This is a genomic window from Streptomyces coeruleofuscus, assembly GCF_039532725.1.
In the GTDB taxonomy this organism is placed as follows: domain Bacteria; phylum Actinomycetota; class Actinomycetes; order Streptomycetales; family Streptomycetaceae; genus Streptomyces; species Streptomyces coeruleofuscus.
In genome coordinates, this window is the sequence record NZ_BAAASE010000004.1 from 686,739 (window position 1) to 705,251 (window position 18,513).

Genomic DNA, 18,513 nt, shown 5'->3' on the forward strand with positions numbered 1-18,513 from the left:
TTCGCCGGGTTCTTACTTAAAGGTTCCTGCATATGTAGGTCGCATAACGGCTGGTCAGAGCTCATTCCGGACCCTTGACAGGCCTACAGGTCTGGTCCAAGCTCCCCCTACTGGTCTACACCATTGGTCCAGGGTCCTGGCCCCACGTTCGGGGAGCAGGGGGGTCGGTGGCATCCCTGAGGAGGGTGGCGTGAAGCGCAAGCTGATATCCGCGATCGGTATCGCGGGCATGGTGGTCTCCATCGCGGCGTGCGGGGGCGAGGGCGGCAGCGGGGGTCCGGACAAGGGCGCGGACGCCAAGGAGCTGACCGTCTGGCTCACCGTCGACGCCCAGAACAACTGGCCGGAGCTGGTGAAGGCGGCCGACGCGGCGGTGAAGAAGAAGCACCCCGGTCTCAAGATCAACCACGAGTACTACGGCTGGCCCGACAAGAACGCCAAGCTCGACGCCGTCCTCGCCACCGACAAGGTCCCCGACGTGGTCGAGATGGGCAACACCGAGATGCTCGGCTACATGGTCAAGGGCGCCTTCGCCCCCCTCGACCCCGCCGAGTTCGACGGCTCGGACGCCTGGCTGGACGGCCTCAAGGCCTCGGTGACCTACGACGGCAAGACCTACGGCGTCCCGTACTACGCCGGCGGCCGGGTCGCCAACTGGCGCAAGGACGTGGCGGCCTCGGTCGGGGTGAAGACGCCCCCGAAGACGTACAAGGAGCTCACCGCCGCCCTGAACAAGATCCAGAAGAAGCAGGGCGACAAGTTCAGCGCCTGGTACCAGCCGACCCGCGACTGGTACGCGGCCATGTCCTTCGTCTACGACGCCGGCGGCGCCATCGCCACCGAGTCGGGCGGCCAGTGGAAGGCCTCCCTCTCCTCGCCCGAGTCCCTAAAGGGCCTGAAGGAGTTCAAGAACGTCGTCGACGACTACATGCACGGCGACAAGACCAAGGACGAGTCCGACCGCTACATCGTCTACGGCCAGGGCAAGTCCGCCATGATCTTCGCCGCCGCGTGGGAGGGCGCGACCGCCGAGGACCCGAAGAACGACAAGTCCGGGAAGCTCAAGGGCAACCTCGAGAACTTCGTGATGCCCGGCCCGTCCGGCAAGAACATGCCCGTCTTCCTGGGCGGCTCCGACCTCGCCGTGCCGGTGAAGTCCGACGCGCAGGCCCTGGCTGCCGAGTGGATCAACGCGTTCACCGGCTCCTCCGGCCAGAAGGGCCTGATGGCCAAGGGCAACCTGCCCAACAACAAGACCGACCTCGCGACGCTCAAGAACGACCCGAAGACGGCCGTCCCCGCCACCGCGGCCGAGTCCAACTGGTTCGTCCCGATGGCCCCCGGCTGGGGCCAGGTCGAGAAGGCGCAGATCCTTCAGACCATGCTCCAGAGCATCGGCACCGGCAAGAAGTCGGTCGAGGCCGCCGCCGAGGAGGCGGACGCCGCGATCGACAAGGTCATCAACACGAAGTGATCTTCGCGCGGGGCTCCTGACCGGGGAGCCCCGCCGTCGTCCAGACCTGAGGGACCGCCGAGGAGCGCGCGATGAGTGCCGCAGACACCACCACCCCCGTCAAGGTGCCGCCACCGCGGCAGGCACCGCCACCTCCCGCCGCCGAGCGGCCACGGCCGAACCGGCCGTCGGGCGGGACCGCGGTCCCCTGGCTGCTGCTCGCGCCGTGCCTGCTGATCCTGGCCCTGGTCATGGGCTATCCGCTGGCCCGTCTGGTCACCCTGTCCTTCCAGAAGTTCGGGCAGTCACAGCTGTGGGGCTTCCAGCCGGCCGAGTCGGTCGGGTTCGACAACTTCGCGAAGGTGCTGGGCGACGGCGAGTTCTGGACCGTCGTGGTCCGCACGGTCGTCTTCGCCGCCGGGGCCGTCGTCCTCACGATGGTGATCGGCATGGCGATCGCCCTGCTGCTCCAGCGGGTCTCCGGCTGGCTGAAGGTGCTCATCAACATCGTGCTGGTGGCCAGCTGGGGCATGCCCGTCATCGTGGCCACCACGGTCTTCAAGTGGCTCTTCGACTCGGACTACGGCGTCTTCAACGCGCTGCTCAGCAAGCTGCCCGGCGTCGAGATGATCGGCCACAACTGGTTCGCCAGCGGCCCCGAGGGCCTGGCCGTGATCATGCTGCTGGTGGTGTGGGGAGCCGTGCCGTTCGTGGTCATCACGCTCAGTGCGGGTCTCACCCAGGTGCCGAAGGAACTGGAGGAGGCGGCCCGCCTGGACGGCGCCGGATCATGGGGCGTCTTCCGCTATGTCACCCTGCCCGTCCTCAAGCCGATCATCGTGATGCTCACGACCCTGTCCGTCATCTGGGACATGGGCGTCTTCCCCCAGGTGTTCGTCATGCGCAACGGCCACCCCGAGCCGGAGTTCCAGGTCCTCAACACCTACTCCTACGACCGGGCGTTCGTCGTCAACGACTACGCCCAGGGCTCGGCCATCGCGCTGATCACCGTCCTGCTGCTGCTCGGCGTGGTCGCCGTCTACATGCGGCAGATGCTGAAGATCGGAGAGGTCGAATGAGCAGCACGCTGACCGTCCGCCGGGCGCCGAAGCTCTGGTGGAACGTCCTCGGCCTCCTGGTCTTCGTCACCGCGGGCTTCCCGCTGTACTGGATGCTCAACACGGCGTTCAAGCCCGCCAAGGACGCCATCGACCCGGACCCGAGCCTGCTGCCGACCGGCATCACCTTCGCCAACTTCGGCAGGGCGCTGGACATCGCCGACTTCTGGGGGCCGGTGGGCCGCAGCATGGTGGTGTCGCTGGCGGTGGTCGTCATCGGCATGGTCGTGGGGCTGCTGGCCGCGCTCGCCATCTCCCGCTTCGCCTTCCGCGGCCGCAAGATCGTGATCGTGGGCATCCTCGCGGTCCAGATGGTCCCGCTGGTCGCCATGATCATCCCGGTGTTCCTGCTGCTCAACGACCTGGGCCAGTACGACCGGCTGACGGGTCTCATCATCACGTACCTGACCTTCGTCCTCCCGTTCACCGTGTGGACGCTGCGGGGCTTCATCGTCAACATCCCGAGGGAACTGGAGGAGGCGGCCATGGTCGACGGCTGCTCCCGCACGGGCGCCTTCCTCCGGGTCGTCTTCCCGCTCCTGGCCCCCGGCATGGTCGCCACCTCGGTCTACGGTTTCATCCAGGCCTGGAACGAGTACCTGTACGCCCTGATGCTGCTCAGCCAGAAGAACCAGACGGCGACCGTCTGGCTCGGCAACTTCACCACGAAGCACGGCACCGAATACGCCCCGATGATGGCCGGCGCCACGATGATGGCCGTGCCGATCGTCGCCCTCTTCCTCCTCGTCCAGCGCAAGATGGCCGCGGGCCTGACCGCGGGCGCCGTGAAGGGATGACCCCGCCCCATGACGACACTCGCCAGCGGTACCGACACGCTCACCCGTGACGCCCTGACGGTCCTCCAGCCCGGCTTCACCGGAACCACCGCCCCCGACTGGCTGCTGCGCCGGCTCGGCGAGGGCCTCGCCTCCGTCGGCCTGTTCGGCCGCAACATCACCTCGTCCGGCCAACTGGCCGCGCTGACCGCGCAACTGCGGGCCGAGCGCGACGACGTTCTGGTCGCGATCGACGAGGAAGGCGGTGACGTGACGCGCCTGGAGGTGCGGACCGGCTCCTCCTTCCCGGGCAACCACGCGCTCGGCGCGGTGGACGACGTGCAACTGACGCGCGAGGTCGCCCACGAACTGGGCCGCCGTCTCGCGGCCTGCGGCGTGAACCTCAACTGGGCCCCGTCCGCCGACGTGAACTCCAACCCGCGCAACCCGGTGATCGGTGTCCGCTCCTTCGGCGCCGACACCGAACTGGCCGCCCGGCACACCGCGGCCTATGTGACGGGCCTCCAGTCCGCCGGAGTCGCCGCCTGCACCAAGCACTTCCCCGGCCACGGAGACACGGCCGTCGACTCCCACCACGCCCTCCCGCGCATCGACGTCCCCGCGGACGTGCTGACCGACCGCGAGCTGACCCCGTTCCGCGCGGCCATCGCCGCCGGCAGCCGGGCCGTGATGAGCGCCCACATCCTCGTCCCGGCCCTGGACCCCGACCGCCCGGCCACCCTCTCCCGCCGCATCCTGACCGGCCTGCTGCGCGGCGAACTCGGCTACGACGGCCTCATCGTCACCGACGGCATGGAGATGCGGGCCATCGCGGGTACCTACGGCATCGAACGCGGCAGCGTCCTCGCCGTCGCCGCCGGCGCCGACGCGATCTGCGTGGGCGGCGGCCTGGCCGACGACGCGACCGTACGGCGCCTGCGGGACGCCCTGGTGGCGGCGGTCCGCGCGGGTGAACTGCCGGAGGAACGCCTGGCCGAGGCCGCGGACCGGGTCCGGGCGCTGGCCCGCTGGGCGAGCGCGGTGGGCCGCGTACCCGAGGAGACCCGTGGCAGCGAGATCGGCCTGCACGCCGCCCGCCGCGCCCTCACGGTCACCGCCGCCCCGGGCCTGGGGAGCCCGGAGACCTTCGAGCCCCTCACCGAACCGCCCTACGTCGCCGCCCTCACCCCCGTCGCCAACATCGCGGTGGGTGACGAGACCCCCTGGGGCGTCGCGGCCGAACTCGTCCACCTCCTGCCGGGCACGGTGACGGGCAGCTTCGCGGCGGCGGAAGGCGAGGAGAGCGATGCCGGTGCCGGTGAGAGTGCCGGACGGGCGGCCCTTCAGGCAGCCGGTCCGCGCCGCATCGTCGCCGTCGTCCGCGACGAACACCGCCACCCCTGGATGGCCTCGGCCCTCGACACCCTGCTGGCCGCCCGCCCCGACACCATCGTGGTCGAGATGGGCGTCCCCCAGGCCGCACCCCGAGGCGCCCTGCACATCGCCACCCACGGTGCGGCCCGCGTCTGCGGCCGGGCGGCGGCCGAGGTGATCGCCGGGTTGTAAAGCTGCTTCAGGATGTAGTACTTCTTATACATGAGCGAGCAGGTGCACAACAGGTTGGCCATGGTGCGCGCCGAACGGAAGGTGTCGCGCCAGAGCCTGGCCGAGGCGGTGGGAGCCCACTACCAGACCATCGGCTACATCGAGCGAGGGCAGTACAACCCGAGCCTCGACCTGGCGTTGAAGATCTCGAAGTTCTTCGATCTGCCGGTCGAGGCCCTGTTCTCACTCGAACCGTTCCGGCCGCTCACGGACGAGGTCTACGGGAGGAACCAGCCATGACGACGACACGCCTGACCCGCTACGACCGGAGCATGCTGCGGCTCATGAACGACCGCCGCGGCCAGGCCTGGTACGCCACGGCGGCACGCCGGCGTCTGGCCGTCGCCGCGCACATCACCCTCACCGTGGCCATCGGCGCACTGATGACCCACTTCTTCCTCGCCGAGGGCGAGCCGCTGTGGCCCGTCGCCGCGATGGCGGTGCTGCTGCTTCCCTGGATGGTCGCGACCGGGATCATCAACGGCGCCACCCGGGGCCTGCTGGAGCTGCGCGAACACGTACTGGACGAGCGGCAGTCGGCCGAACGCCGCCGCGTCCTGGCCCGGGCCCACCGCATGACCACGCTGCTCCTGGCCGCGTCGGCGGTCGCCCTGCTGATCACAGGCGGTGTCGACGGCAACGCCCCGAAGGCCTACGCGGCCCCCCTTCTCATCGCCGTCCTCGTCGTCCACTGGGTCATGCCGCTGTGGGTGGCCGGCCTGCGGGCCGAGGACGAGCCGGCCGACGACGAGGTGCTTGGGGCAGGAGCGCCCGGCCGCTAGGACCTGACCAAACGACAGGCCCTATATTCCCTGCCACTCCGGCTTGTTGGCGTAGGTGTAGCGGAAGTAGTCCGCCAGCTTCAGCTTCGACGCGGCGGCCTCGTCGACCACGACGGTCGCATGCGGGTGGAGCTGGAGCGCGGACGCGGGGCACACCGCGGCGACCGGCCCCTCCACCGTCGCCGCGACCGCGTCCGCCTTGCCCTCCCCGGTGGCGAGCAGCACGAGGTGCCGGGCCTCCAGGATCGTCCCGATACCCTGCGTGATCACGTGGTGCGGCACCTGGTCGATGTCGCCGTCGAAGAAGCGCGCGTTGTCGATCCGGGTCTGCTCGGTCAGCGTCTTGATCCGCGTGCGTGACGCCAGCGACGAACACGGCTCGTTGAACCCTATGTGCCCGTCGGTCCCGATCCCGAGCAGCTGAAGGTCCACACCCCCGGCGTCCACGAGAGCCTGGTCGTACGCCTCGCACGCCCCCTGCACGTCCTCGGCCGTGCCGTCCGGCCCCATGAACTGGTCCATCCCGATCCCGAGCGGCTCCAGCACCTCACGCCGCAGCACCGAGCGGTACGACTCCGGATGGGCGGCAGGCAGCCCCACGTACTCGTCGAGCTGGGCTATCCGCGCCCGCGCGACCTCCACGGCACCGGACCGCACCTTGGCCGCCAGCGCCTCGTACACGGGCAGCGGCGTCGAGCCGGTCGCCACGCCGAGCAGGGCGTCGGGCTTGCGCCGGAGCAACTGAGCCATGGCCTCGGCGATGAGCTCGCCGCCCGCTTTGGCGTCCGGAACGATGACAACTTCCACGCTGGGCCTGCCGATCTGAGAGGGATGCTCAACTGGGACTGGACACGGGAGAGGGGTCGTGTGGTTTAGACCAATCTAACAGAGCGGTGGCGTCGCTCCCAGGGTGAATGCCGCCGGTCCCGCAGGGGCGGCCGGCCAGTGCCGGCCGGGTCTCCGGCAGGTGAGCAGCGCCATTCACTAGTGGTCGCTACAGAAATGACCGTACCGCAGCTCACCGACATTTCTCTAGTGCCCGCTATAAAATGCGCTCCATGGTGAACGACGACGGGACCACCAGGGCCGGACCGCACGGAACCGCGCAGGCCGAGAGGCTCGGGGCCTCGACGGGCAAGGCCAAGGGCCGGCCCCGTGGCCGCCCCCGCTCCTTCGATCGCGAGACCGCCCTGGAGAAGGCGCTCCTGGCCTTCTGGGAGCACGGCTACGAGGCCACGTCCGTCTCCGACCTCACCCGCGTCATGGACATCGGCGCCCCCAGCCTCTACGCGGCCTTCGGGGACAAGCGGTCCCTCTTCGAGGAGGTCGTGCAGGTCTACGGCGCGAGGTACGGCTCGTTCACCGACCGGGCCCTCGCCGAGGAGCCCACCGCCCGGGCCGCCGTCGAGCGCCTGCTGCGCGAGGCCGCCACCGCGTACACGGAACCCGGCCACCCGCACGGCTGTCTCGTCGTCCACGCCGCCGCGAACTGCTCGACGCCCGAGGTCGAACAGTCGCTGCGGGACCGCCGCAACGCCGACATCGCCGCGTTCGAGAGCCGCATCAGAACCGATGTCGCCGCCGGTGCGCTGCCCCGGGGCACCGACTCCGCCGCCCTGGCCCGCCATACCGGAGCGATGATCCAGGGCATGTCGCAACAGGCGCGGGACGGGGCGAGCCGGGAGGAACTGGAGGCGGTCGTGGAAATTGCCATGTCCATCTGGCCCCGCACAGGAACCCACACGGGTTAGGCTGCGTGGAGGACGCCGGTGCGTCCGATCAGTCGGAGAATTAACAACAACGAACAGCCTCCAACGCATGGACACCACGAGTGGTCTAGTCCACAATGCGGGACGAGAGCGCGTGTGATGCGCGCACCAGCCTCCGCCTTCCCCGCACAGGAAGGCGGAAAGAGGAACCGAGGCTCTCTGCCCTGACTGCCCCGGCTCCTCGTCCTTCGGCCGACCGGGACCGCACACCCCGCGGCCGATACTGCTCCGGGCTGCGGTGCCGGGAGGGTTGAGGGTCCCTCTCAGGCGCCGCGGCCCGCGGGTGTTTCGGGAGACCCCCATCTGTGAGGGGCCGTACATTTCAGAGCCGTACAAACCCCCGGGTACGCTCGCTCACGTGCCCTCCATGAACGAACTCGTCCGCCAGCACACCGCCCTCGACGACACCGATCTCGAGTGGCTCCACCTGCTGGTCTCGGAGTGGCAGCTGCTCTCCGACCTCTCCTTCGCCGACCTGGTGCTGTGGGTCCCGACCAGTGACGGCACGCGGTACGTGTCCGTCGCGCAGATGCGGCCCAACACCGGTCCCACGTCCTACCAGGACGACATGGTGGGCCACCTGGTCCCGCGCGGCCGCCGCCCGATGCTCGACGCCGCCCTCGACGAGGGCCGCATCGTGCGCGAGGGCGACCCCGAGTGGCGCGAAGAGGTCCCCGTCCGGGTCGAATCGATCCCCGTACGGCGGGAGGGGCGCGTCCTCGGTGTCATCGCGCGCAACACCAATCTCCTCACCGTGCGCACCCCGAGCCGCCTGGAGCTCACCTACCTCCAGAGCGCCTCCGACCTCGCGCAGATGATCGCGGCCGGCGCCTTCCCGTTCGCGAACCAGCAGCTCGACATGGACGCCTCGCCCCGGGTGGGTGACGGCCTGGTCCGGCTCGACGCCGACGGCATCGTCCAGTACGCCTCCCCGAACGCGCTGTCCGCCTACCACCGTCTCGGCCTCGCCTCCGACCTCGTCGGCCAGCACCTGGGCAAGACCACCGCCGAACTCGCCCCGACCCTGGGCCCGGTGGACGAAGCGCTCGCCAAGGTCGCCAGCGGCTGGGCGCCCCGCGAGTTCGAGATCGAGGCCAGCGAGGGGGTCATCCAGTTCCGCGCGATCCCCCTCAAACCCAAGGGCACTCGCATCGGCTCGCTGGTCCTCCTCCGTGACGTCACCGAACTCCGCCGCCGCGAACGCGAGTTGATCACCAAGGACGCGACGATCCGGGAGATCCACCACCGCGTCAAGAACAACCTCCAGACGGTGGCGGCCCTGCTCCGCCTCCAGGCCCGGCGCATCGAGTCCGACCGCGGCCGCGAGGCCCTGGAGGAGGCGGTGCGACGCGTCGGATCGATTGCGATCGTGCATGAGACGCTCTCCCAGAACCTGGACGAGCGCGTGGAGTTCGACGACATCGCCGACCGCGTCCTGGCGATGGTCGCGGAGATCTCCCCGGGCAAGGTCACGGGCCGGCGCACCGGCCGCTTCGGCATCCTCGACGCCGAGGTCGCCACCCCGCTGTCGATGGTGCTGACCGAGGTCCTGCAGAACGCGCTGGAGCACGGCTTCCGCGAGGGCGACACCGGCACGGTCGAGGTGTCGGCGGTCCGCGGCGGTACGACCAAGGAGGCCCGCCTGCTGGTCACCGTCCAGGACGACGGGGTCGGCCTGCCGGACGGCTTCGATCCGCAGACCGCGGGCAACCTCGGACTCCAGATCGTACGGACCCTGGTGGAGGGCGAGTTGGGGGGAACCTTCGACATGGTTCCGGCCCCGGAACGCGGCACCCGCGTGATCCTGGACATCCCGGTGCCGACGCGGAAGTAGGAAGCGTCCAGCCGGATCCGGCTCTGGAAAGCATTGAGCCCCGGGCCATCAAGTGGCCCGGGGCTAAAGCTCGTTGCTGCTTGACTCAAGCGCATCGGGGGAACTGCGCGCTGCGGCTCGGGGGCGGGAGATGCGTACTCGCTGTACGCGCCGCCAAGCTCAGGCTGTCAGCAGGGGTGGGTTGTCAGGCGGAGGCCTGACGGGCCCGGTTGCGGGCGGCGCGGCGCTTCATGGCACGGCGCTCGTCCTCGCTGAGACCACCCCAGACGCCGGAGTCCTGGCCGGACTCGAGCGCCCACTGCAGACACTGCTCCATCACAGGGCAGCGACGGCAGACGGCCTTGGCTTCCTCGATCTGCAGCAGCGCAGGACCGGTGTTGCCGATGGGGAAGAAGAGCTCGGGGTCTTCCTCGCGGCAAACGGCGTTGTGACGCCAGTCCATGGCTGCTACCTCTCCTTGGTATTACGTGCAGGGCTTGCTTGTGAATGTGAACGCTTTCACGAATCCCTCAACAAGTGAAGGGCCGATCGCCAGGTTCCCTGGCGTGGGTCCTGTGAGTTGAAGAGGGGTTCTGGTGATCAGTGGAGGCCGATGTTGCGGGCCGTCCCGATCGCCACGTAGAGACTCGCAAACCTCAGCGGCGGATACAACCCCTTCTGGAAAGTTTTTTTTGATTCTTCGGTGTCGACTAGGTCACAGCCGTACTTCCATGGGGTGGACCCTGGCCTAAACGTTCGAGTGAAAGGACTTTAGCCAGTTCTGCTCACACAATCACACGCAGTGCACGGCGTACGCCTGTGAACGTCACGCTTGTTCGCAGGCCCAGGTGGTCACCGTCCATCTGGAGGGGGAGCGGAGCCTTCGAATGCAAGGTGAACTCGGTCAAATCGTGCAGAGAGGTGGCGTGCTTGCCACGGGGTCCGCGCTCGGGGGACGAAGTGAGCAACTGGGTGCCATACCGGGCAACGGCCGCGGTGGACAGCCGGCTGAGACCGAAGAGATCGAGGCCGGTATCGAACGAGGCCTTAGGTGCCGCGTAGATCGGGCGATTCCCCAGAAACGTCCACGGGGAGGTGTTCGAGACTATGGACAGCACCAGATCGGTGACCGGATCCTCGCCGTCCCGCTCCAGCGTGATCGTGCCGTGCCGGCGGTTCGGCTCGCCGAGGAGCTGGCGCACGACCTGGCGTACGTAGAGAGCGTGTGTGGATTTCCGGCCGCGCTCGCGGTGCTGCTCGACCCGGCCGACCACACCGGCGTCGAAGCCGAGCCCCGCGTTGAAGGTGAACCAGCGGGGAGGCACCGCCTCGTCCTCCGTGCCCGGTGTGCCGGAGGTCAGGCCCAGGCCGACGGTGCGTTCACTGCCGTCGCGCAGGGCGTCCAGCAGAGCGCCGGTGGCTTCCACCGCGTCGTTGGGCAGACCCAGGGCGCGGGCGAAGACATTGGTGGAGCCGCCCGGGACCACGGCGAGGCCGGGGAGATGTCCCGGGGCGGGGCCTGCGTGCAGGAGGCCGTTGACGACCTCGTTGACCGTGCCGTCGCCGCCGAGGGCCACCACGAGGTCGATGTCGTCGCTCTCCGCCGCGTGCCGGCCCAGGTCGCGCGCGTGGCCGCGGTACTCGGTGGTGACCGCTTCCAGCTTCATCTCACTGGCGAGCGCGTGGATCAGTACGTCGCGTGTGCGCGCACTTGTGGTGGTTGCCGCCGGGTTGACCACGAGAAGTGCACGCATGACTGGCAGCGTACCTACTGGGTGGTACCTGGCCCAGACCGAGGTAGGGATCAGGTAAGAGAGCGGGGGTGAACCTCGCCACGAGGGGCGTGCGGCCGAGGGCTACTCTTCAGGGGTGAGCAGTGAGCAGACCCCCACCACCCCGGACAACACCGGCCCCCGCCCGCGGCGGCTGACGTACGCCGCGCTGCTGGCCGCACTGGAGGGGCTGGCGCTGGTCGTCGGCGGCGTGTGGATGCTCGTCCTCGGACTCACCGGCGAGCCGGACAACCGCCAGCAGGCCGTGACCGGGGGCGTCACGCTCGTCGTGCTCGCGCTGCTGCCGCTGCTCGCCGCGCGCGGGCTGCTCGGCCGCCGCAGCTGGAGCCGCGGCCCGGCCGTCATCACCCAGCTCATGGCACTGCCCGTGGCCTACAACCTGCTCCAGGCCGACAGCATGGCCATTCCGGCCGGGATCGCCCTCGCGGTCGTGGCCGTGGCGGCGCTCGTCCTGCTCGTGAACCCCGAGACGACCCGGGCCCTCGGGATCCGCGGGCCCGGCAACGTACAGAAGTAGCCGTCACTCCTCGACGAGGAGCTTCTCCCGGAGCTGGGCCAGGGTGCGCGCCAGCAGCCGCGAGACGTGCATCTGCGAGATGCCGACCTCCTGCGCGATCTGCGACTGGGTCATGTTGCCGAAGAAGCGCAGCAGCAGGATCCGCTTCTCGCGCGGCGGGAGGTCCTCCAGTAGCGGCTTGAGGGACTCCCGGTACTCCACGCCTTCCAGCGCCTCGTCCTCCGCGCCGAGCGTATCGGCAACCGCCGGGGACTCGTCGTCGGTGTCGGGGACGTCCAGGGACAGGGTGGAGTACGCGTTGGCGGACTCCAGGCCCTCCAGGACCTCCTCCTCCGAGATCGCCAGCTTCTCGGCGAGCTCGTGGACCGTGGGCGAGCGGCCGTGCAGCTGCGAGAGCTCGGCCGTGGCCGTGGTCAGGGAGAGGCGCAGCTCCTGGAGCCGGCGCGGGACGCGCACCGCCCAGCCCTTGTCGCGGAAGTGCCGCTTGATCTCGCCGACGACCGTCGGGGTCGCGTACGTGGAGAACTCCACACCGCGGTCCGGGTCGAAGCGGTCGACCGACTTGATCAACCCGATCGTGGCGACCTGGGTGAGGTCGTCGAGCGGCTCGCCGCGGTTGCGGAAGCGGCGTGCGAGATGCTCCACGAGCGGCAGGTGCATGCGGACCAGCTGATTGCGCAGCTCCGCGTACTCGGGGCTGCCACTGTCCAGCGTGCGCAGTTTGAGGAACATCTCGCGTGCCCCGCTGCGGTCCGGGGAGCCGTGCCCACCTTGTGTGTGGCGTGCGCGCGGCGCTTCGTCCTCGGAGTGTCGCTCGTGCTCGCTCATCGTCCCGCCCGTCGCCCTTCCCCGAGCCCTCGCCTCCTCCGCCACTCCCGACTGCGCGCGGGTGGGGGGACCCCCTTGGGCAGGAGGTGCTGCGATCCCTCCGCCCGGAGGCGCGCTCCGCACGGCACCGTCCTGGGGCCGCTGCCCGCCGCCCGGGAGGACGGCCCCCGCGGAGTCGTCCTCCGGATGCGGGCGGGCCTGCTCGGGGATGCCGTCGATGCCGTCCGCCACGCGCCGGACCACGGTCGGACCGCACGGGTCCGTGGCCGTACCCTCGGCCGGCAGCTCTCGTGTGCCGCGCTCTTCGTCCCGCACCGGCCCGTCCTCTTTCCTCACGCCGGCCCGGGTCCCGCGCCGCGCTGTTTGTAGAGGCTGATCGAAACGGTTTTGTCCTTGTCCACGGCCGAGGAGACCTTGCCCGCGAGAGCGGACAGGACCGTCCAGGCGAAGGTGTCCCGCGAGGGGGCATGACCATCGGTGGTAGGCGCCGAGACGGTGACCTCGAGTGAGTCGTCGACGAGGCGGAAGACACAGCTGAGCACGGAGCCGGGCACGGCCTGCTGAAGCAGGATCGCGCAGGCCTCGTCCACAGCGATGCGCAGGTCCTCGATCTCGTCGAGGGTGAAGTCCAAACGGGCCGCGAGACCGGCCGTGGCCGTACGCAGCACCGACAGGTAGGCACCCGCGGCCGGCAGCCGGACTTCCACGAAGTCCTGCGTCGCGGGCTCGCCTGCGATCTGGGACACCCTCACCTCCATGGTGGTACAAGTGTTTCAGGGCCGAGGGTCGCCCCCCGGGGTAACGCGATACATGGTTCAGCGGTGACGCTACCGCGCTCTCAACGGTCCTGTCCCCGGGACCCCAACCCCTTGCCGTCACTCACAGTAAACCTCCGGATACGCTCCGTGTCTAGAGGTTCTGCGGGCCCAAATGGGAAGAGCGTGCGCCGGGTTGACGTACCCAGACGTCAGACGGTCGAACCGTCCCGCGCCGGGGTCCTGTCGAGTCACACCAGGACATGATCGACGAAGCACCACCGCCAAGTCTCCCCGGGCTCATGGGTCCGCATCACGGGATGCCCGGACTTCTCGTGGTGCACCGCCGCGTGCCGCCCCGGCGAGGAGTCGCAGCAGCCGACGTGGCCGCAGCTCAGACACAGCCGCAGTTGCACCGGATCCATGCCCTCCGCCAGGCACTCCGGACACGTCTCGCTGAGCGGGACGGGTTCGGGATGAGGCAGCGCCTCGGCGTGGGTGCACTGTTTCATGATTGCCAGGTTACGACGGTCGCGCCGAAGACCGCGTGGAAAAAAGAGGGCGGGCGAGAAGATGGACGTGATGCCACTGCTGCTCCTGGTGGCGGGCAGCGCCGCGATCGCCGCGGCGGCCAGGCGCACACCGGTGCCGGCGCCCCTGCTGCTGGTGGCGGTCGGGCTGGCGGTCAGCTCCGTCCCCGGGGTGCCGGACTACACCCTCGACCCGCACATCGTCCTGCCGCTCCTGCTGCCCCCGCTGCTGCACACCGCCGCCACCGACAGCTCGTACCTCGACCTGCGGGCGCAGCTGCGGCCGGTGGCGCTGCTGTCCGTCGGGTACGTGCTGTTCGCGACCTTCGTCGTCGGCTGGGCCCTGTACCTGATCGTGCCGGACCTGCCGCTGACCGCCGCCCTGGTCTTCGGCGCGGTGGTGGCGCCGCCGGACGCGGTCGCGGCGACGGCCGTGGCCCGCCGGGTCGGGCTGCCGTCGCGGATCACCACGATCCTCCAGGGCGAGTCCCTGCTGAACGACGCCACCGCGATCACCGCCTACCGGGTGGCCCTGGCCGCCGCCGTCGGCGAGGGCGCGACCTGGGCCGGGGGCATCGGCGAGTTCCTGCTCGCGGCGGTCGGCGGCGTCGTGGTCGGGCTCGTGCTGATGGCGCCGATCCACTGGCTGCGCACGCACGTGAAGGAGGCGCTGTTCCAGAACACGCTCTCCCTGCTGACCCCGTTCGTCGCGTACGCCGTCGCCGAGCAGGTGCACGCCTCCGGTGTCATCGCCGTCGTGGTCGTCGCCCTCTACCTGGGACACCGCGCGTGGCAGGTCGACTTCGCCACGCGTCTCCAGGAGGAGGCGGTGTGGAAGATGGTCGCCTTCGTCCTGGAGTCGGCGGTGTTCGCGCTGATCGGACTCCAGCTGCCGGTGGTGCTGAGGGGCCTCGGGGAGTACGAGGGGGTCCTGGCCGCCTGGTACGCGGTCGCCGTCTTCCTGGTGGTCGTCGCGGCCCGGTTCGCGTGGGTGTACCCGGCGACCTTCCTGCCGCGGCTGCTGTCGGCCCGGATCCGGGAGCGGGAGGCGAGTCCGACCTGGAAGGGGCCGTTCGTCGTCGCGTGGGCCGGTATGCGGGGCGTGGTCTCGCTCGCCATCGCCTTCTCGATCCCGCTCACCCTGCACGACGGCGAGGAGCCCTTCCCGCACCGCAACCTCATCCTCTTCCTGACCTTCACGACCGTCATCGGGACGCTGGTCGTGCAGGGGCTGACCCTGCCCCCGCTGATCCGTCTGCTGAAGTTCCCCGGGCGGGACACACAGGCCGAGACACTGGCCGAGGCCAACGCCCAGGCGCAGGCCTCCCGGGCCGCCGAGCGGCACCTGGACGAACTCCTCGGCGACGAGCGCAACGCCCTGCCCGCGCCGCTCGCCGACCGGCTCCGCACCGTCCTGGAGCGCCGCCGCAACGCCGTCTGGGAACGGCTCGGGCAGGCCAACCCGGTCACCGGGGAGTCCGTCGACGACACCTACCGGCGGCTGTCGCGGGAGATGATCAGCGCCGAGCGCGAGGTGTTCGTCAAACTCCGGGACGCCCGGTACATCGACGACGAGATGCTGCGGACGCTGCTGCGCAGACTGGACCTGGAGGAGGCGGCGGCCTTCCGGGAGACGGCGTAGAGGCGGGAGGGGCGGACGGCGGGCGCGGTGCCCGGCGTCACCGGAAGGGACGGCCGGTGACCACGGCCGCCACCGTCGAACCGCGCGGGAAGGCCCCTTCGCCGGCCAGGACGACGAGCCCGTACAGCAGCTTGGCGACATACAGGCGTTCGACGGGCAGTCCGTGACGGTGCTCGAAGTCCGCGGCGAAGGAGTCGAGCTCGTCGGGCACGCGCGCGTAGCCGCCGAAGTGGAAACGGTCGTCGAGGCTCCAGGTGCCGCGCGGACCGCCGAAGGCCTGCTCCTGCAAGGCCCTGACGTCGGCGGCCAGGAAGCCGCCCTTGAGGACCGGGACACCCACGGCACGTTGCCCGGGGGCGAGACCGGCGGCCAGCCCCGCCAGTGTGCCGCCGGTGCCGCAGGCCACGGCGACGACATCGGCCCCGCCGTGCAGCTCGGCGCCGAGCGCCCGGCAGCCGCGCACGGCCTCCGCGTTGCTGCCGCCCTCGGGGACGACGTACGCCTCCTCGGCGTCCGCCGCGCGCAGGATCGCGGACAGGGTTCGCGGCTCGGACTTGCGGCGGTACGTCGCCCTGTCGACGAAGTGCAGCCGCATGCCGTCGGCCGTGCAGCGGGTCAGTGAGGGGTTGAGAGGCCGGCCGGCCAGCTCCTCGCCGCGTACGACGCCGACCGTGCGGATGCCGAGCAGCCGGCCGGCCGCGGCCGTGGCCCGCAGGTGGTTGGAGTAGGCGCCGCCGAAGGTGACGACGGTACGGCCGGCCGCCGCCGTGAGGTTCGGCGCCAGCTTGCGCCACTTGTTGCCGATCAGCTCCGGGTGGATCAGGTCGTCCCGTTTCAGCACCAGCCGGACGCCGTGGCGCTCGAACCGGCCGTCCACGACCTCCTCCACCGGCGAGGGCAGCCGGGGGCGCAGTGCGGCGAATCCGGAGGTGTCGGGGCTGGTCACCGGGCCATTGTCACCCGGAGGTGGGGGAGGGGGACTCGGGGCTGACGCCTTCCCGCGAGCCCGGGCCGGTCCGCGGCTTCCCGGACCGGCGGCGCCCTCGCAGGAGGTCGACGAGGGACGGGCCGCCCCGCATGCACCAGAGTGCGATCACCGGGTCGCAGATCGCGCAGCCCAGGGAGGAGGTCTGGGCGAAGGGGATGATCGGGGCGCCCTTGACGTGGTGCACGATGTCCCACGCCGTGTGCAGCAGCCAGCCGACGCCGATCCACGTCCACGACTCCAGGCCGCGGAAGGCGACGTAGGCGAGCAGCGCGGTGAAGGGGAACTCCCAGCCGCCCATGCCGCCGCCGCTGAGGTACGCCGCGCCGGCACCGGCGACCATGACCGCGTTCAGGCGCCGCCGGTGCGGTTCGCGGACCAGGGACATCAACAGGGCGTAGAGGATGCCGATGGCGATCGGCGCGATGTACTGCATGGACGGGCCGTCTCCGGAGTCGCTGGAAGGGACGGGGCACCACGCTAGGTCCGGTCCCGCACGCTCCCCAGCGGCATGACCGACAGGTTCCGACGGGTTCTCGCCAGCAGCCACGGAGCCCTGCCACGCCGCCCGCGAACGCCGGGAAAGCGGGCCCCTGCCCAGTCGTACGAAGATCCATTCCCGCTCGTTCGTGTAATAGCACCGGGACGTTGGTTGAGGAAGGCTTGGTCGTGCACATCGATGCCCGAGGCATATGGGCGTCGGTCACAACCGGGAGGGCAGTTCTCTATGTCGGTAGGCGAAGAGGTCCGCACGGAGCAGACCAAGCCGCAGCAGAGTCTCGGCACGGCGGCCGCGCGGAACCTGGCCACCACGACCAAGTCCGTGCCACAGATGCAGGAGATCAGCTCCCGCTGGCTGCTGCGGATGCTGCCCTGGGTCGATATCCAGGGTGGTACGTACCGGGTGAACCGGCGGCTGACGTTCGCCGTGGGCGACGGCCGGCTGACGTTCGTGAAGACCGGCGACCGCGTCGAGATCATCCCCGCGGAGCTGGGTGAACTGCCGGCGCTGCGGTCGTACGAGGACGAGGAGGTGCTCTTCGAGATCGCCCGGCGCTGCGAGCAGCGGGAGATCGCCGCCGGCGAGGTGATCGCCTCGTTCGGCAGCCCGACCGACGAGGTGTACCTGCTGGCGCACGGCAGGGTGGAGAAGGTCGGCACGGGCCCGTACGGCGACGACGAGTCCCTCGGGGTCCTCGCCGACGGCGCCTACCTCGGCGACGAGGCGCTGCTCAACGAGGACGCCATCTGGGAGTACACGGCCCGGGCGCTCACCGCGTGCACCGTGCTCGTCCTGACCCGCCAGGACGTCGAGCAGATCGCGGAGCGTTCGGACTCGCTGCGTGAGCACCTCCAGCAGCGCCGCTCGATCCCCCAGCAGCGCTCCAACAAGTACGGCGAGAAGGAGATCGACCTCGCCGCCGGCCACTCCGGCGAGCCGGACATCCCGCACACCTTCGTCGACTACGAGGCCAGGCCCCGTGAGTACGAGCTGAGTGTCGCCCAGACCGTCCTGCGCATCCACACGCGCGTGGCCGACCTCTACAACCAGCCCATGAACCAGACCGAGCAGCAGATCCGGCTGACGGTCGAGGCGCTGAAGGAGCGCCAGGAGCACGAGCTCATCAACAACCGCGACTTCGGCCTTCTGCACAACTGCGAGTACGACCAGCGGATCCAGCCGCACGACGGCGTGCCCGGCCCGGACGACCTGGACGAGCTGCTCAGCAGGCGCCGCGGTACCAAACTGCTCCTCGCCCACCCGCGCGCCATCGCCGCGATCGGCCGCGAGCTCAACCAGCGCGGGCTCGTCCCCGAGACCATCGACATGGCCGGCAACCGCATCCCCACCTGGCGGGGAGTGCCGATCTTCCCGTGCAACAAGATCCCGGTGAGCTCGGAGCGGACGACGTCGATCATCGCCATGCGTACCGGCGAGAGCGAGCAGGGCGTCATCGGGCTGCGGGCCTCCGGCATCCCGGACGAGATCGAGCCCAGCCTGTCGGTGCGCTTCATGGGCATCAACGAACAGGCCATCATCAAGTACCTGGTCACGGCCTACTACTCGGCCGCGGTCCTGGTACCGGACGCGCTCGGCGTCCTGGAGAACGTCGAGATCGGCCGCTGGCGGTGACGCTTCCGGTGCG

19 protein-coding genes are annotated in these 18,513 nt (G+C 70.0%); 11 read left to right on the plus strand and 8 right to left on the minus strand.

Annotation, left to right across the window (positions count from 1 at the left end; genetic code table 11):
• The first annotated feature begins 190 nt into the window (after positions 1-190).
• The 6 genes from ABFX81_RS18475 to ABFX81_RS18500 all read left to right on the plus strand — a co-directional run bounded on the left by ABFX81_RS18475 (position 191) and on the right by ABFX81_RS18500 (position 5,734).
• Entirely contained in the window at positions 191-1,474 is a 1,284-nt protein-coding gene (locus tag ABFX81_RS18475) for an extracellular solute-binding protein (protein WP_086848592.1), read from the plus strand.
• Between the two features lie 71 nt (positions 1,475-1,545).
• Positions 1,546-2,532 carry an ABC transporter permease subunit gene (locus ABFX81_RS18480; RefSeq protein WP_086848595.1) on the plus strand — a complete coding sequence of 329 codons (987 nt, stop codon included), beginning with the start codon at positions 1,546-1,548 and terminating at the stop codon, positions 2,530-2,532.
• Positions 2,529-3,368 (plus strand): ABC transporter permease subunit, encoded by an 840-nt coding sequence (locus ABFX81_RS18485; protein WP_086848597.1) that lies wholly within the window; start codon positions 2,529-2,531, stop codon positions 3,366-3,368. The genes ABFX81_RS18480 and ABFX81_RS18485 overlap by 4 nt, the downstream gene beginning before the upstream one ends.
• Before the next feature lie 9 nt (positions 3,369-3,377).
• Positions 3,378-4,913, plus strand: a complete 1,536-nt coding sequence (locus ABFX81_RS18490; protein ID WP_086848599.1) for a glycoside hydrolase family 3 N-terminal domain-containing protein — start codon at positions 3,378-3,380, stop codon at positions 4,911-4,913.
• A gap of 30 nt (positions 4,914-4,943) precedes the next feature.
• Positions 4,944-5,192 (plus strand): helix-turn-helix transcriptional regulator, encoded by a 249-nt coding sequence (locus ABFX81_RS18495; protein ID WP_086600158.1) that lies wholly within the window; start codon positions 4,944-4,946, stop codon positions 5,190-5,192.
• On the plus strand, positions 5,189-5,734 hold the full coding sequence (locus tag ABFX81_RS18500) for a hypothetical protein (RefSeq protein ID WP_086848601.1): 546 nt from the start codon (positions 5,189-5,191) through the stop codon (positions 5,732-5,734). The genes ABFX81_RS18495 and ABFX81_RS18500 overlap by 4 nt, the downstream gene beginning before the upstream one ends.
• Before the next feature lie 21 nt (positions 5,735-5,755).
• Here ABFX81_RS18500 and nagB read toward each other — a convergent pair whose 3' ends face one another.
• Positions 5,756-6,541: a glucosamine-6-phosphate deaminase gene (nagB, locus tag ABFX81_RS18505; RefSeq protein ID WP_086848603.1), complete on the minus strand. Its 786-nt coding sequence runs from the start codon at positions 6,539-6,541 to the stop codon at positions 5,756-5,758.
• 251 nt (positions 6,542-6,792) lie between these two features.
• Here nagB and ABFX81_RS18510 point away from each other — a divergent pair, with 251 nt between their 5' ends.
• Entirely contained in the window at positions 6,793-7,485 is a 693-nt protein-coding gene (locus tag ABFX81_RS18510) for a TetR family transcriptional regulator (protein WP_086848605.1), read from the plus strand.
• Between the two features lie 385 nt (positions 7,486-7,870).
• Positions 7,871-9,337 carry a histidine kinase N-terminal domain-containing protein gene (locus tag ABFX81_RS18515; RefSeq protein ID WP_086848607.1) on the plus strand — a complete coding sequence of 489 codons (1,467 nt, stop codon included), beginning with the start codon at positions 7,871-7,873 and terminating at the stop codon, positions 9,335-9,337.
• A gap of 184 nt (positions 9,338-9,521) precedes the next feature.
• On the opposite strand, the gene ABFX81_RS18520 is transcribed toward ABFX81_RS18515, so the two are convergent.
• Both ABFX81_RS18520 and ABFX81_RS18525 read right to left on the minus strand, forming a co-directional pair.
• Entirely contained in the window at positions 9,522-9,779 is a 258-nt protein-coding gene (locus ABFX81_RS18520) for a WhiB family transcriptional regulator (protein WP_016639615.1), read from the minus strand.
• 322 nt (positions 9,780-10,101) lie between these two features.
• The gene (locus tag ABFX81_RS18525) at positions 10,102-11,070 is read right to left on the minus strand and encodes a diacylglycerol/lipid kinase family protein (protein ID WP_086848609.1); all 969 of its coding nucleotides are present in this window, start codon (positions 11,068-11,070) and stop codon (positions 10,102-10,104) included.
• Positions 11,071-11,185: 115 nt separating this feature from the next.
• On the opposite strand from ABFX81_RS18525, the gene ABFX81_RS18530 reads away from it, so the two are divergent.
• Positions 11,186-11,626, plus strand: a complete 441-nt coding sequence (locus ABFX81_RS18530; protein WP_086848611.1) for a hypothetical protein — start codon at positions 11,186-11,188, stop codon at positions 11,624-11,626.
• Between the two features lie 3 nt (positions 11,627-11,629).
• Here the strand turns inward: ABFX81_RS18530 and ABFX81_RS18535 are convergent, their stop codons facing one another.
• The 3 genes from ABFX81_RS18535 to ABFX81_RS18545 form a co-directional block, all read right to left on the minus strand.
• Positions 11,630-12,769: an RNA polymerase sigma factor SigF gene (locus tag ABFX81_RS18535; RefSeq protein ID WP_346138336.1), complete on the minus strand. Its 1,140-nt coding sequence runs from the start codon at positions 12,767-12,769 to the stop codon at positions 11,630-11,632.
• A 17-nt stretch (positions 12,770-12,786) separates the two neighbouring features.
• Positions 12,787-13,200: an ATP-binding protein gene (locus ABFX81_RS18540; protein ID WP_003992877.1), complete on the minus strand. Its 414-nt coding sequence runs from the start codon at positions 13,198-13,200 to the stop codon at positions 12,787-12,789.
• Positions 13,201-13,460: 260 nt separating this feature from the next.
• Complete coding sequence (locus ABFX81_RS18545; RefSeq protein ID WP_086848615.1) at positions 13,461-13,721, minus strand: UBP-type zinc finger domain-containing protein; 261 nt, start codon at positions 13,719-13,721, stop codon at positions 13,461-13,463.
• 61 nt (positions 13,722-13,782) lie between these two features.
• Between ABFX81_RS18545 and ABFX81_RS18550 the strand changes: the two genes are divergently transcribed.
• A complete protein-coding gene (locus tag ABFX81_RS18550; protein ID WP_086848618.1) occupies positions 13,783-15,381 on the plus strand; it encodes a Na+/H+ antiporter in 1,599 nt (532 codons plus the stop codon).
• 37 nt (positions 15,382-15,418) lie between these two features.
• Here ABFX81_RS18550 and ABFX81_RS18555 read toward each other — a convergent pair whose 3' ends face one another.
• Positions 15,419-16,327, minus strand: coding sequence for a pyridoxal-phosphate dependent enzyme (locus ABFX81_RS18555; RefSeq protein ID WP_086848621.1), 909 nt, complete (start codon positions 16,325-16,327; stop codon positions 15,419-15,421).
• Positions 16,328-16,337: 10 nt separating this feature from the next.
• Complete coding sequence (locus ABFX81_RS18560; RefSeq protein ID WP_086848635.1) at positions 16,338-16,802, minus strand: DUF6010 family protein; 465 nt, start codon at positions 16,800-16,802, stop codon at positions 16,338-16,340.
• Positions 16,803-17,093: 291 nt separating this feature from the next.
• Here ABFX81_RS18560 and ABFX81_RS18565 point away from each other — a divergent pair, with 291 nt between their 5' ends.
• Complete coding sequence (locus tag ABFX81_RS18565) at positions 17,094-18,500, plus strand: family 2B encapsulin nanocompartment shell protein (RefSeq protein ID WP_086848637.1); 1,407 nt, start codon at positions 17,094-17,096, stop codon at positions 18,498-18,500.
• The last annotated feature ends 13 nt before the right edge of the window (positions 18,501-18,513 follow it).

Excerpts from the sequence above, each read along its gene's own strand:
- ABFX81_RS18520 (WP_016639615.1), bottom strand. The coding sequence starts at position 9,779 with ATGGACTGGCGTCACAACGCCGTTTGCCGCGAGGAAGACCCCGAGCTC.
- ABFX81_RS18550 (WP_086848618.1), top strand. The coding sequence starts at position 13,783 with ATGGACGTGATGCCACTGCTGCTCCTGGTGGCGGGCAGCGCCGCGATC.
- ABFX81_RS18500 (WP_086848601.1), top strand. The coding sequence starts at position 5,189 with ATGACGACGACACGCCTGACCCGCTACGACCGGAGCATGCTGCGGCTC.
- ABFX81_RS18525 (WP_086848609.1), bottom strand. The coding sequence starts at position 11,070 with ATGCGTGCACTTCTCGTGGTCAACCCGGCGGCAACCACCACAAGTGCG.
- ABFX81_RS18515 (WP_086848607.1), top strand. The coding sequence starts at position 7,871 with ATGAACGAACTCGTCCGCCAGCACACCGCCCTCGACGACACCGATCTC.
- ABFX81_RS18490 (WP_086848599.1), top strand. The coding sequence starts at position 3,378 with ATGACGACACTCGCCAGCGGTACCGACACGCTCACCCGTGACGCCCTG.
- ABFX81_RS18485 (WP_086848597.1), top strand. The coding sequence starts at position 2,529 with ATGAGCAGCACGCTGACCGTCCGCCGGGCGCCGAAGCTCTGGTGGAAC.
- ABFX81_RS18480 (WP_086848595.1), top strand. The coding sequence starts at position 1,546 with ATGAGTGCCGCAGACACCACCACCCCCGTCAAGGTGCCGCCACCGCGG.
- ABFX81_RS18510 (WP_086848605.1), top strand. The coding sequence starts at position 6,793 with ATGGTGAACGACGACGGGACCACCAGGGCCGGACCGCACGGAACCGCG.
- ABFX81_RS18545 (WP_086848615.1), bottom strand. The coding sequence starts at position 13,721 with ATGAAACAGTGCACCCACGCCGAGGCGCTGCCTCATCCCGAACCCGTC.
- ABFX81_RS18560 (WP_086848635.1), bottom strand. The coding sequence starts at position 16,802 with ATGCAGTACATCGCGCCGATCGCCATCGGCATCCTCTACGCCCTGTTG.
- ABFX81_RS18495 (WP_086600158.1), top strand. The coding sequence starts at position 4,944 with ATGAGCGAGCAGGTGCACAACAGGTTGGCCATGGTGCGCGCCGAACGG.
- ABFX81_RS18565 (WP_086848637.1), top strand. The coding sequence starts at position 17,094 with ATGTCGGTAGGCGAAGAGGTCCGCACGGAGCAGACCAAGCCGCAGCAG.